Source organism: Brackiella oedipodis DSM 13743 (assembly GCF_000621025.1).
Taxonomy (GTDB): Bacteria; Pseudomonadota; Gammaproteobacteria; order Burkholderiales; family Burkholderiaceae_B; genus Oligella; species Oligella oedipodis.
This window is the reverse complement of sequence record NZ_JHZJ01000010.1, coordinates 37297-50720: the sequence shown is the minus strand read 5'-3', so window position 1 is coordinate 50720 and position 13424 is coordinate 37297. Positions and strand designations below refer to the sequence as shown.

Sequence of the window (13424 nt, the reverse complement as noted above, 5' to 3'; positions counted from 1 at the left end):
ATAATACTCTAGAACAATTAGGATGGGTGCTTGAGTGCCTCGATTAATTTATTGTGAATATTGGCAAAAGAGCCATTGCTCATAATGACAATATGGTCCTGAGGTTGAGCCATGGCGGCAATCTCAGAGACTAATTGATCAACATCATGGCTGACGCGAATTTTGTGTTGCTCATGACCAAATAACTGCTCAGGATCCCAGCCCAAAGCATGTTTACCATGTGTTTCGCCATAGCAAAAGACGGCATCGGCTTGCGCCAGTGCTTGTGGTAATTTCGCTGCCATGGTACCGAGTTTCATCGTGTTAGAGCGTGGTTCCAAGACGGCAATAATTCTGGCTTTGCCCACATGATGCCGTAAGCCATCTAAGGTAGTGGCAATAGCCGTTGGGTGATGCGCAAAATCATCATAGATTTTGATCTGATTAATGGTGGCGCGCAACTCCATACGCCGCTTAATACCCGTAAAGTGATTTAGCGCTTGCACCGCTTGCTCAATCCCAATACCGACATGGTGCGCGGCCGCTATGGCCATCAGCGCGTTTTGGACGTTATGACGGCCACTAAAACGATAATTGATCTGCGCTTGGGCTTGACCTTTGTGGACGACAGTAAATTGCGAGCCGTCCAAGCTAATGTCCGCCGCTTCCCAGTCCTGTTGGTAACCAGTGAATTCTTGTTTAGACCAACAGCCCATCGCTAAGACTTCTTGTAAATTGCTGTCATTGGCGGGACTTAAGATGAGACCTTGGCTGGGTACGATCCGTACTAAATGATGGAATTGCCGTTGGATGGCTTCAAGGTCAGGGAAAATATCCGCATGGTCATATTCTAGGTTATTCAAAATCACCGTACGTGGGCGATAGTGGACAAATTTAGAGCGCTTGTCAAAAAACGCCGTATCATATTCATCGGCCTCTATCACAAATAGCTTAGATTCAGGCCGGTAGCGCGCTGAAACGTCAAGATCGGGAGCCACGCCGCCAATCAAAAAATTAGGATGCTGATCTGCGGATTGCAGAATCCAAGCCAACATAGAACTCGTGGTAGTTTTGCCATGCGTGCCTGCGACAGCCAATACATGTTGATTTTGCAGAATATGTTGTCCTAACCATTGAGGACCAGAGGTATACGGTAGGCCTTGGTTAAGAATGGCTTCCATCAAGAGATTACCACGGGTGATGACGTTGCCCACAATATATAAATCGGGCTTAAGGGCCAACTGTTCAGTGCCAAAGCCTTCGATCAATTCAATCCCTTGTTGCTCGAGCTGCGTGCTCATAGGGGGATACACGCTAGCATCGCAGCCCGTCACTTTGTGACCGGCTGAGCGCGCCACCAAGGCGAGCCCGCCCATAAACGTGCCGCAAATACCTAAAATATGAATATGCATAAAGTTTCTCCTGCGCATATTTTAACGAAATACGCCCACATATGCCGCGTCCCGCTTGAGTTTTCAGAAGGACGCAGATTGTTTAAAATAAGTCAGTATTTTATAGGATGGAGTACCCAAACTCATGAAACGAGGACAATTTTTCGGCGCATCATGGCGACTGTTGTTGACTGGCTTTTGGCTGGCATTGCTGGCGCTTTGTGTGAGTAGTCACAGTTGGGCGCAGCCGGCATTGTCGAGTGCGAGCGCTCAGCGCCAAGACACGGCTGCGACTCAAGCGCAGGCACTGAGTCAGCTTTATAATTTGCAATTGCCAGACCTTAAGGGGCAAAACTTTGCCTTGTCGCAACTCAAAGGCAAGGTGACGATTGTGAATTTTTGGGCTACCTGGTGCGGCCCATGCGTTCGTGAAATGCCTGAGCTCGATCGGCTCGCCAAACAGCACCCCAAGCTGAATGTGGTGGGTTTTGCAATCGATAGCGCCGAGAATATACAAAACTTCCAAAAAAAAGTTCAGGTGTCTTATCCATTGCTCGTGGGGGGACCCAAGTTCCTTAAGCTTATGCGTCAATTAGGTAACCCCAAAGGCGGTCTGCCTTTTACGCTCATTCTCAATGAAAAAGGCCAAGTCATTCACAAAATTCTAGGCGAGCTCAACCCTGAAAAACTTCAGCAAGTGCTACAAAAAATATCGACTTAAGTGCAAGATAAGATTAAAATAGTCAAAATTACTAGAAATTACCCTTAAATAGCATTAAAATAACGTCGCTCGCATGGAACAGTTGCTTATCATCAACGGTCCCAATCTCAATATGTTGGGATTGCGGGAACCGCATATCTATGGTCACAGCACCTTAGCAGATATTGAACACAGGCTAGAGCAACGTGCCAGCCAATTAGGTCTTCAGATACAATGCGTGCACAGTAATTCTGAGGGTGAACTCGTTAGCCATATCCAAAACGCTTTACATAAATTTGCTGGCATCATCATTAATGCAGGCGCCTACACGCATACCAGTGTAGCGATTCGTGATGCCTTGGCTGCGGTTAACCTGCCTTTTATCGAAGTACATTTATCGAATGTTTATAAACGTGAAGCCTTTCGCCATCATTCCTATTTGTCGGATTTGGCGCAGGCCGTTATTTGTGGTTTAGGCGCATACGGCTACGAAGCCGCTTTGTGTTATTTTGCCCAACAACTCAAGAGCACCAACTCGCCAGACGGATGTTAGTGTTTGAGTTTTTCATATTTTTTAAATATTTACAGCCCATGGAATGATTTATGGATCTTAGAAAACTTAAAACCTTAATTGACTTGGTCTCTGATTCAGAGATTGCCGAACTCGAAATCACCGAAGGTGAAGGCAAGGTTAAAATCGTAAAAACCACACCACCAAGTCCGCAAGGCACGACGCAATCGTTTTATGCGCCAGCGCCTGCACCCATGCCTACATATGCTCCCGCACCCGCTCCCGAAACCCCCGCTCCCGCTTCTAATGCGGCGGCTCCAGCGCCTGCTTCTGAACCAGAACCACAAGGTCAAGTCATCAAAGCTCCAATGGTGGGTACGTTCTATCGTGCACCTAACCCAAATTCTCCCGCCTATGTTGAAGTGGGTAGCAGCGTTTCCGAAGGCGAAACACTTTGCATCATCGAAGCCATGAAGCTGCTCAACGAAATTGAATCTGATTGTTCAGGTATCATCAAAAAGATCTTAGTAGAAAATGGTGAACCGGTTGAATATGGTCAACCGTTGTTTATCGTTGGCTAATCTAAACCTTCTTAAAGAATTCAGTTATGTTCAAAAAAATCCTTATTGCCAATCGCGGTGAAATTGCGCTTCGAATTCAGCGCGCTTGCCGTGAGCTTGGCATTAAAACCGTGATGGTGCATTCCGAGGCCGATGCTGACACTAAATACATTCGTCTAGCCGACGAATCTGTATGCATTGGTCCCGCCTCACCAACGCTCAGCTACCTCAATATGCCCGCGATTATTTCGGCCGCCGAAGTGACCGACGCCGAGGCGATTCATCCCGGTTATGGCTTTTTATCCGAAAACGCTGACTTTGCTCAACGCGTTGAAAGCAGTGGTTTTGTATTTATTGGCCCGCGCCCAGAAACCATCCAAATGATGGGTGACAAAGTTAGCGCTAAGCATGCCATGATCAAGGCGGGTGTGCCTGTCGTACCCGGTTCTGAGGGCGCACTTTCGGATGATCCTGAAGAGATCCATGAAATTGCTCATCGCATCGGTTTCCCTGTCATCATCAAGGCTGCCGGCGGTGGTGGCGGTCGCGGTATGCGGGTGGTGCACACCGAAGCGGCCTTATTTAATGCCGTGCAAATGACCAAAACTGAGGCGCAAGCCGCCTTCAATAATCCCGATGTTTACATGGAAAAATACCTCGAAAATCCACGTCACATCGAGATTCAAGTATTGGGCGATGGTAAGGGCGAAGCGGTCTGGTTAGGAGAGCGTGATTGCTCTATGCAACGACGCCACCAAAAAGTCATCGAAGAAGCACCCGCTCCAGGTATTGATCGCAAATTAGTCGAAAAAATCGGTGAAAACTGCGTCAATGCATGCCGCCAAATGAAATACCGAGGCGCTGGTACCTTTGAGTTCCTCTATGAAAACGGGCAGTTTTATTTCATCGAAATGAATACCCGTATTCAGGTGGAACATACGGTCACAGAATGCATTACAGGCATCGATTTAGTACAAGCACAAATTCGTATTGCCGCGGGTGAACCACTTAACCTCAAACAAAAAGACATTTGCCTCAAAGGTCATGCCATTGAGTGTCGTATCAATGCTGAAGACCCTTACACCTTTGTACCATCGCCTGGCTTAATTAACATATGGCATACGCCTGGTGGCAATGGCGTACGTATGGACTCGCATGTCTTTAGTGGTTATCGCGTGCCGCCATATTATGATTCCATGATTGCTAAATTAATCACTTATGGCGCTAATCGCAAGCAAGCGCTAGACAAGATGGATTTGGCACTCTCCGAAATGATTGTAGAAGGCATCAAAACCAATATTCCGCTGCATCAGGAATTGGTTCAAGACGATCGTTTCCGTCAAGGTGGCGTTAGCATCCATTATCTCGAACAAAAGCTAGACGCTAAACGTTCCCAAAAATAATCACTGCAAAATGCCAGTCTATTTACTAGGCTGGCATTTCATCCATTATGCTTGAACTCATTATTAGTTGCCCACAAAACCAAGCCGAGGAGTTATCCGATCTTATGCTCGAGCTCGGTGCCTTATCGGTGTCAGTGGAAGACGCACAGCGCGATTCTCGCAATGAAGTCCCTTTGTACGGTGAACCAGGTACAGAACCAGAGGTCTTAGCATGGCAACAAAATCATGTCATTGCTTTGCTGCCCGACGATACAGAGGTCGATGATTTTGTTGCTCGTATTAATCAGGTGACCGAATACGATTGGTCGGCACAGATTCAGCAACGTCAAGTAGCCGATCAGGATTGGGTGCGTTTGACTCAATCACAATTTGATCCCATCCAGATTGGTCAAAAACTCTGGATTGTGCCCAGTTGGCAGCACCAAAATCCTGCGGTACAGCAGGCTACGCAGGACGATAGTAATATCTTGATTGAACTCGATCCTGGCTTAGCCTTTGGTACAGGTACCCATCCCACCACGCGTTTATGTGCTGAATGGCTAGAAGCCCATTTGCAAGGGACTGAATCGGTCCTGGATTATGGTTGTGGTTCAGGTATCTTGGCCTTGATTGCCAGTAAATTAGGGGCGCGCCCAGTCGATGGCGTCGACATCGATGAGCAAGCGGTGACCGCGGCAAAATTCAATGCGGACAAGAACCAATGTGCCGCCAATTTTTATTTGCCGGATGACTTTCAAGCTGGGCAATACCAAATCGTAGTCGCGAATATTCTTTCAAGTCCTCTTAAGCTCATGGCTTCTATGCTGTGTCAACGGGTTGCACCCAACGGTCATCTCGTGCTGTCAGGCATCCTCGAGCGCCAAGCCCAAGAAGTCGCTGATGCGTATGCGCCGTGGCTGCAAATGCAAGTGTGGCGTAGTGCTGATGGCTGGGTTTGCTTAACCGGTCATAAGCCAAGTGCGTAATTCTAAGGTCGCTTATGCAAACCTCATGCCCACAATGCGGTGCTACTTATACCTTAACCGCTGATCAAATTAAACAACGCCAAGGCATGGTGCGTTGCGGTCAATGTCGTCATGTATTTAATGCCCTCCATTATCAGACAACGGCCAGTCAGGCTTATGCACCCAGAGTCAGTGCGCGATCCCATCACAGTGTCGAACCACATCTACAAGCGCCTACAGCGCAGGCCGACAAGAGTTTTGATGAACGTATGGCAGAGTTAGCGCATGAACCGAGTTTGGGACTTTATGAGCAAGAACCCTCACCTTCTTTTGGGGCAGACCAAGAAAGGGCTTATCCTGTTCGCCACTACAAAACCTCTTCGGGTTGGGCGGGGCTATGGTTTTTCTTGAGTGTGCTTGCTCTGATCGCCTTAGTTGTACAAGCACTGTTTGTGTTTCGGAATCAGATTGTCAGTCAATGGCCTCAAACCCGCGGGCCAATGATGCAATTTTGCGAGATTCTGTCTTGCCAAGTGGGCGAAGTACGCAATGTCAAGAATATGACCTTAAGTGATGTCAGCATAAAAACCCGACCAGATAAAGCCGCCAAGGATGGTTTTGTCTATGTCATTCTGAGTGCGAAGCTGAATAACCAAGGTCAAGCCACCTTGCCTTGGCCTCATTTGGTTTTAAGTTTTCAAAATGCTTTGGGAGCAGTAGAAAGTAGCCGGATTATTGCACCTAAGGATTATTTAATCACTGAACTACAGACGCGGCCCATGAATCCGGAGTCTGATTATACGATTCGCTTACCGCTCAAAATTGAAGCCGACCAGTTGCATGGTTTTAATTTGAGTTTATATTTTTCTGATGAGAACCAACCATGAGTAAAGACGTTTTAATTTGTGGCTCAATAGCCTATGACACAATTACGCAATTTCATGATTATTTCAAGAATCATATCCTACCAGAGAATGTACACAGCTTAAGTATTTCTTTTTTGGTTCCAACGATGCGTAAAGACTTCGGGGGTTGTGCCGGTAATATTGCCTACAACTTGCACAAATTGGGCGGTCAAGCCGTGCCAGTGGCGGCAGTGGGCAAGGATTTTGGCGACTACAAAGAACATCTAGATCGTCTCGGTATTACTCAGCGTTGCATTAAAGTATTTGCCGAGACTTTCACGGCTCAATGCCATATCACGACCGACAAAGAGGGTAATCAAATTGCAGCCTTCCACCCGGGGGCGATGGAGCTGGCCGTGCAAAATCAGATTGATGAACCCAAGGCGGCTTGGGGTATTATTGCGCCTGAATCCAAAGATAGCATGATCGCTAAGGCGGACTATTTTTACCAACACAATATTCCGTTTATCTTCGACTTGGGTCAAGCCATGCCATTGTTTAGTGGTGAAGATATTTTGCAAATGCTTGCTAAAGCCTCTGTACTCACCGCTAATGATTATGAAGCTTCGATTATTGAGCACAGAACCAACAAAACCATCTCTGAATTAGCACAACAACTCAAAGCCGTCGTGATTACGCGTGGCACCAAAGGGGCAGAGCTTTATGAGAACGGCCAGACCACCACTATTCCAGCGGTTAAACCCGAAAAAATCGAGGATCCGACGGGCTGCGGCGATGCCCATCGTGCTGGTTTGTTATATGGATTAAGTCAAGGTTGGTCTTGGCTCAATAGCTGCCGTCTCGGTAGCATCATGGGTAGTCTAAAGATTGCGAGCCAAGGTCCACAAAACCACGATATCGATTTAGACCATGTCAAAGCCTTGTTTACACAAAACTTCCAAGAAAATCCATGGCAAGCTAACTAATTTGCACCTACCTAAAAAAGGCTCCCGAATGGGGAGCCTTTTTTTTAGTAGTAAAGCGGCAAGGGATTTAAATTGAGTAAAAACTGCGATAAGAATTGGCAAATCACCATTAAGATTAAACTAGAAAAATCAAATCGTTGTGCATCACGGATTAAGGGTAGGGTACGAATGGGAGCTAAGAAGGGTTCCAGTAAAGTTCTAAACATCGTCATCGCCGGTGAGCTTGGATTAAGCCAGCTGGTGAGCGCATAAATCAGGCATAGCCAAAAAATCAAATCCAATAGATTACGCAACAGCAAAATAAGACCAGTAATTGGAATTAGCCAGATATTATCGCCCACATACACATGACTCAAAGATAACATTAGAATCACTTGCAATAAACAAATCAACCAGGCGCCTACCAAGGACGCACTATCGAGTCGGTTGTGGGTGGGTAGGATTTTGCGCAAAGGCACAATTAACCAATTGGTATAGCGATAAATCCCCATGGCCAATGGGCTAAATGGAGGAATGCGCAAGTAATACATCCAAGCGCATAAAAGACAGGCCACAGACAGCAGGGTGCAAACGATGGAAATAAGAAAGAACAGTATACTCATAGAGTGACTAAGAAAGAAAAAAGTCTAAGACTGGTTAATTTACCCATCCCAAAAGTATAGCAAAAAGCGCCTCTGGAATACTCAGCAGCACTGGCTATATTCATATCTAATAAGGCGCGTGATTTAAGCAAGCTGAAAGAGGGGATTAAGGCCTGCATTAATCGTTTACAGCATACAGGGCCTTGGCAGCATGACAAAAAGCGATCAAGTCGATTTGATCGCTTTTTGGTTAAATCGTAGTTACTAGAAAAACAGACTAGTTATTTTGGTCATTGCCGGTCGGGAAAGGCCATACCGGTTCTTTTTTAGTTTTGTTGATCTGAATGCGTTTAGCTGATTTAGGTTTCTTCTCAGGGGCGGGATTCACCACCGCTTTGCGAGAAGCGCGCTTACTCGGGTTGATTTTTTTCTTGGTGGTTTTTTTGGTTTGAGAGCTTTTACTTGACGCTGCAGCTTTGTCAGTCTTGTCAGCTTTGTCATCCTTGGCTGCAGTGGCAGTAGGAGTACTAGTAGCTTGCGCAGGGCTTGTCTCTGGCGTAGGCTCGGCCGTTACGGTGGCGTTCTGCGCTAGAGTTGATTCACTGGTTGCCTCTGCTGCGCTATCGACGCTATCGACGCTATCGATGCTAGCGGGTCTAGCGGTGCTGATGCTTGTTTTAGTGGCCTTAGCGCGAGTATTCTTGGCAGTACTTGTCTTTTTGGGGGTTGTTGAGCTCGTTTTAGCAGTACGGCGACTGGTTTTTGGGGTTGCCGCGTTGCTGGCTTTAGTACTGGTTTTGGTTGTGCTGGTTTTAGTGCGACTGGTTTTGCGGGTACTAGTAGTAGTTGCAGGTTTGCTGCTAGTCGTACTGCTGGTCTTGCGTCGCGTGCTGCTTTTTGGTGAATCCTCTGTTGGCGCTTGCACTGGGCTCTCCGCTACAGTGGCTTTGCTAGTAGCGGTTTTGGATGATGTTTTAGGCGTGGTACTGGCTTTAGTGCGGGTCGCCGCTGAGCGTGCCGTTTGAGTGCGGCTAGCCGTTTTTTTGGTGGTAGTACGACGTGAAGTAGTTGTTTTTTTGGGACTTTCAGTGGAGCTAGCACGTTCTGTGCTGCTGTCTTTGGCGACGGCGCTACGAGTGGATTTAGTGGTTTTAGTTGCTTTGGTAGATTTACTCGTTTTTGCAGCGGATTTTTGGGTCGCCATAACACACTCCTTGTCCAGTAATAAGGTTAGATTACTCCATAATGCATTAAATTGCATCATGCCTTTGCGAAGATACAGGCAGTTACTGCCTAAAATTAATAACTTAGCGACAATTTAGCAAAAAAACAACAGGCGGGCGTCTGCACTTAAAGATCAACCACCGTGACGCTACCTCGTCGCTATATGAGTGGGTAGGATCACGGCTAGTTGGGCAATGATCCTACAAGATTGATGGGCAATTTTAAAGTAAGGGGCCTGGCACGACAAGCCTTGCATAAAAATTTATGCTTGGCTGGCTTTTTGTAAGCGTTCAAGCACCGTATCACGTCCCATGAGGGCTAGCACAGCATCGACGGATGGCGTTTGTTTTTGGCCCGTGACAGCCACCCGCACAGGAATACCTAGGGCTGGCATTTTGATACTGAGGTCTTGAAGCGTTTCTTTGATGGCCGCATTGATGGCAGGCGCTTGCCAGTCATCGAGTGCCTCTAGTTTTTGCAAAAAGTGTGTCAGTACCGTTTTGCTTTCTTGTGTAATAAATTGCTCATACAAGGCACTATCGACCTCATATTCAGGCTTACAAAACAACATGGCATTATCGGCCAATTGTTCTAGTGTTTCGGCACGGTCTTTAAAAAGGTTGAGCACGGCTGGCAAATTGACATGCTCCGTGACGCCACCGCGTTTAGCAATACGTGGTGCTACGGCTTGTTGCAGTTGCTCATCACTCAGTTGACGGATGTAATGGGCGTTAATCCAATTGAGTTTTTTGGGATCCCATTGCGCTGCTGCTTTGGAGAGGTGTTTGGTATCGAACCATTCGACGAATTGTTGACGTGAAAAGATCTCGTCATCGCCATGACTCCAGCCGAGACGGGCTAAGTAATTAATCATGGCTTCGGCCAAATAGCCTTGCTCGTGGTAGTCCATGACATTCACCGCCCCATGGCGTTTTGAAAGTTTCTGACCGTCAGGGCCCAAAATCATTGGCATATGACCGTATTCGGGTACCGGGGCATTGAGTGCCTTGAAAATATTAATTTGCCGTGGCGTATTATTGACATGGTCATCGCCACGAATCACCTGAGTAATACCCATATCCCAATCGTCTACCACCACACAAAAGTTATAGGTTGGGGAGCCATCGGGACGAGCGATAATTAAATCATCCAACTCCTCGTTTTTGATGGTGATGGTGCCTTTAAAGAGGTCGTGCCATTGCACCTCACCTTGCTGAGGATTTTTGAAACGCACCACGGGTTGGCGACCTTCAGGAATAGGCGGTAAAGTTTTACCGGGTTCTGGGCGCCAAGTGCCGTCATATCGTGGTTTTTGGCCTTTTGCTTTGGCGGCTTCGCGCATGGCATCAACTTCTTCGGGGGTACTATAGCAATAATAAGCCGTACCGTCTTTAAGCATTTGCTGAAGCACCTCTTGGTAACGGTCAAAGCGTTTGGTTTGGTAAAAAGGCCCTTCGTCGTAGTCTAAACCGAGCCAATCCATGGCATGCAAAATCGCATCAACAGCTTCTTGGGTGGAGCGCTCTAAATCGGTATCTTCTATCCTTAAAATAAACTTACCCTTAGCGTGGCGCGCGTATACCCAAGCAAATAAAGCTGTGCGAGCACCGCCTAAATGTAAAAAACCCGTTGGAGAGGGAGCAAAACGGGAGCGAACAGGAGAATCTGAAGTCGTCATTTGAAATTCAAAAAGTAAGGATTAAAGAGAATAGTTTAAGACTGAAAAATAGTTTATAACAGTACAGTAAGCCCTATTTTATCTTAATTAAAGGAGCTGTCATGTATTCGCATCGACTTTCCTCAGTGTTTAATCCACAGTCCATTGTGCTGATCTATAATCGTCCACTAGAGGGATTTGAACAGCTACCTGCAAGGCTCAAGAGTAAGTCTTTGTCGATTTGCTTAGATACTCATGATCCCAACACGAGTCGCGAAGCCTTGAAAGCCATGGGGCAATACGATTTGGCCGCTATTTATGTTGAGCAAGAGGAACTTGACAAAGCGTTACAGTTGCTCGAGGTTCAAGCCCCCAAGAGTTTATTGGTTCTAGCCAGCAACGAGATCACAAGAAACCCACGCCAAGATATCGAGACCCTAAGGCATTGGTGTCAGCAACATGACTGTAATTTCTTGGGGCCCCGCGCCTTTGGTGTGCAGCGACCTAATCTAGGGCTCAATATCAGTAAGATTGAACAAACACGCGCTGGTAGGGTGGCGGTAGTGTCACAATCACGCATGATTGCCAATGCCATTATGGACTGGGGCAGCGATATTCAAGTGGGTTTTTCGACCGTGGTGTCTTTGGGCGAAGCCGGCAATATTCATATCCCCGATATGTTGGAGTTTCTGGCCGGAGACTCGCAAACCGATAGCGTCGTATTGTACTTAGACAAATTGTCGCATGGCCGTGAATTATTTAGCGCTATGCGTATGTTAGCGAGTGTCAAACCGCTAGTGATTTTTAGAGCGGGCCGCAGCGATCCACAAATCGAGGGGCTCGATTCGGTGTTCGATGCCGTGGTACGGCGTGCCGGCGCGATGCGAGTGAATTTTTTCGTCGAAATCTATTCGGTCATCAAATCCATGACGCACAGAAGTCGCCCCAAGGGTGGCCGCTTAGCGATTCTGGGCAATAGTCGTGGCACGATTCAGCTTTTGTGGGATCGCATTCGACCGTATCGCGACAGCATTAAATTGGCGCAAATTAGTGATAAGGGACAGAGTAAATTGGCCGAGATCTTAAGTCCAGGTTCTATTCCTCAGAATCCAGTGGTCTCCTATGCCCCCTTTACGAGTCAGAGTTTGATCGATAGTCTCAAGTTGCTCGTGGCCGAAAAAAATGTGGATGCGATTTTATTGATTTTGGCACCTGATGATAGCTCGTCAATGAGTGATATGATCGAAGACTTAGCGATTTATGCCGCCAAAACCAATAAACCCATACTATGTACCTTATTTGGCGAAAAGAAAATGCGCTTGCTGCGCCACAAGCTGGATGCTGCCGGTACACCTGCCTTTAGAACCCCAGAAACGGCTTTTGGGGGAATCCATGCCTTAATCGCTTATCACTATAATCAACAATTGCTGCAACAAGTGCGCATTCCATTGCTCCTTTCGGAGGATCCCGATAAGGCTAGAGCCTTGGAGATTATTAATCAGGCGCGTCAGGATCAACGCCAGCAACTCAATAACACAGAAGCGGCGCAGTTATTGCAGGCGTACCTCATCGGTGAGATTAGACAGGATGCCATTTTAGATACGGCTCAGCGACACCAAGGTCAAGAGGATTTTTTACCGAGTGTCAAAATCGCGGTAGGACGTGACGAGATCTTTGGTCCTTGGATTATGTTTGCCGAAGATGGCCATAATATGTCTTCGGGTGATTTAGCCGTAGATTTGCCACCGCTCAATGCGTTCTTAGCCCAAGAATTAATTTATCGTAGCCGTGTCTGGCGCCAAGAACTAAAGGGCTTAGTCAGTCCAGAAGCCTTACAAAAATTGCAGAAAACGCTGGAGCTGGTGGGCGAAATGGTCACGGATGTTGCCGATATTTGTTCACTAGAGATTAGTCCTATCGTCATTGACGGTGATGAATTGATCTTTGCCGATGTCAATGTCACGCTGACCGAAAATCAACAAGTCGATCCGCTGAATGTCGAATATCGACATATGACGATTTATCCGTATCCTTCTCATCTTATTCAGCACCGCCATTTCAAAGACGGTACCCCTTGGACCGTGCGGCCGATCCGCCCCGAAGATGCCGATGCCTTACAGCTGTTTATTCGTAATTTGTCCGAACATTCTCGGTATATGCGCTTTGTCTCAATGATGACAGAGCTCACACCCAAAATGCTTAGTCGCTATACCTATGTGGATTACTACAAAGAGTTGGCGTTAGTGGCCACCACTAAAGTTAAATCGGAGGGCGAGCAAGCAGAGCATGAGATGATTATTGGTTTTGCCCACTATCTTATGAATAACGATGGCTATGGCGCCGAATATGCCTTGGTCATCGCGGATGATTGGCAACGTATGGGCTTGGGTCGCGTGCTAATGTCGCAATTATTAAGCGAAGCCAAGAATCAAGGACTCGAATATATCGAGGGCTTTATCTTAAGCAATAACCGTGCCATGTTAGGCTTGATGACCGGCTTAGGTTTACAAAATGATCCAGAGCCTGAGGATCCAACAATGCGCCGAGTTTGGATGCCCTTTTAGGCAAGCCCCAAATAAAAAGCAAAAACAGCTAGTTGCTCAAAGCGGACTAGCTGTTTTTTAAATCTTAAGGGATTAGAGG

12 protein-coding genes are annotated in these 13424 nt (G+C 46.9%); 8 read left to right on the top strand and 4 right to left on the bottom strand.

Annotated elements, in window-relative coordinates; all coding sequences use genetic code 11:
* Nucleotides 1-17: 17 nt before the first annotated feature.
* Nucleotides 18-1391 carry a UDP-N-acetylmuramate:L-alanyl-gamma-D-glutamyl-meso-diaminopimelate ligase gene (mpl, locus tag Q335_RS0101725; protein ID WP_028357155.1) on the bottom strand — a complete coding sequence of 458 codons (1374 nt, stop codon included), beginning with the start codon at nt 1389-1391 and terminating at the stop codon, nt 18-20.
* A 124-nt stretch (nt 1392-1515) separates the two neighbouring features.
* Between mpl and Q335_RS0101720 the strand changes: the two genes are divergently transcribed.
* The 7 genes from Q335_RS0101720 to Q335_RS0101690 all read left to right on the top strand — a co-directional run bounded on the left by Q335_RS0101720 (nt 1516) and on the right by Q335_RS0101690 (nt 7319).
* Entirely contained in the window at nt 1516-2091 is a 576-nt protein-coding gene (locus Q335_RS0101720) for a TlpA family protein disulfide reductase (RefSeq protein ID WP_051532224.1), read from the top strand.
* Between the two features lie 73 nt (nt 2092-2164).
* Nucleotides 2165-2623: a type II 3-dehydroquinate dehydratase gene (aroQ, locus tag Q335_RS0101715; RefSeq protein ID WP_028357153.1), complete on the top strand. Its 459-nt coding sequence runs from the start codon at nt 2165-2167 to the stop codon at nt 2621-2623.
* A gap of 50 nt (nt 2624-2673) precedes the next feature.
* Complete coding sequence (gene accB, locus Q335_RS0101710; RefSeq protein ID WP_028357152.1) at nt 2674-3162, top strand: acetyl-CoA carboxylase biotin carboxyl carrier protein; 489 nt, start codon at nt 2674-2676, stop codon at nt 3160-3162.
* A gap of 26 nt (nt 3163-3188) precedes the next feature.
* The gene (gene accC / locus Q335_RS0101705) at nt 3189-4544 is read left to right on the top strand and encodes an acetyl-CoA carboxylase biotin carboxylase subunit (RefSeq protein ID WP_028357151.1); all 1356 of its coding nucleotides are present in this window, start codon (nt 3189-3191) and stop codon (nt 4542-4544) included.
* Nucleotides 4545-4591: 47 nt separating this feature from the next.
* Nucleotides 4592-5509, top strand: a complete 918-nt coding sequence (gene prmA / locus Q335_RS0101700; RefSeq protein ID WP_028357150.1) for a 50S ribosomal protein L11 methyltransferase — start codon at nt 4592-4594, stop codon at nt 5507-5509.
* Between the two features lie 14 nt (nt 5510-5523).
* Nucleotides 5524-6375, top strand: a complete 852-nt coding sequence (locus Q335_RS0101695) for a DUF3426 domain-containing protein (RefSeq protein ID WP_028357149.1) — start codon at nt 5524-5526, stop codon at nt 6373-6375.
* Nucleotides 6372-7319 carry a carbohydrate kinase family protein gene (locus tag Q335_RS0101690; RefSeq protein ID WP_028357148.1) on the top strand — a complete coding sequence of 316 codons (948 nt, stop codon included), beginning with the start codon at nt 6372-6374 and terminating at the stop codon, nt 7317-7319. The genes Q335_RS0101695 and Q335_RS0101690 overlap by 4 nt, the downstream gene beginning before the upstream one ends.
* A gap of 44 nt (nt 7320-7363) precedes the next feature.
* Here the strand turns inward: Q335_RS0101690 and Q335_RS0101685 are convergent, their stop codons facing one another.
* The 3 genes from Q335_RS0101685 to gltX all read right to left on the bottom strand — a co-directional run bounded on the left by Q335_RS0101685 (nt 7364) and on the right by gltX (nt 10802).
* Entirely contained in the window at nt 7364-7921 is a 558-nt protein-coding gene (locus Q335_RS0101685) for a YggT family protein (protein ID WP_028357147.1), read from the bottom strand.
* A 256-nt stretch (nt 7922-8177) separates the two neighbouring features.
* Complete coding sequence (locus Q335_RS0101680) at nt 8178-9104, bottom strand: hypothetical protein (protein ID WP_028357146.1); 927 nt, start codon at nt 9102-9104, stop codon at nt 8178-8180.
* A 282-nt stretch (nt 9105-9386) separates the two neighbouring features.
* Nucleotides 9387-10802, bottom strand: coding sequence for a glutamate--tRNA ligase (gene gltX / locus Q335_RS0101675; protein WP_028357145.1), 1416 nt, complete (start codon nt 10800-10802; stop codon nt 9387-9389).
* 101 nt (nt 10803-10903) lie between these two features.
* Between gltX and Q335_RS0101670 the strand changes: the two genes are divergently transcribed.
* Complete coding sequence (locus Q335_RS0101670) at nt 10904-13345, top strand: bifunctional acetate--CoA ligase family protein/GNAT family N-acetyltransferase (RefSeq protein WP_028357144.1); 2442 nt, start codon at nt 10904-10906, stop codon at nt 13343-13345.
* Nucleotides 13346-13424: the final 79 nt, after the last annotated feature.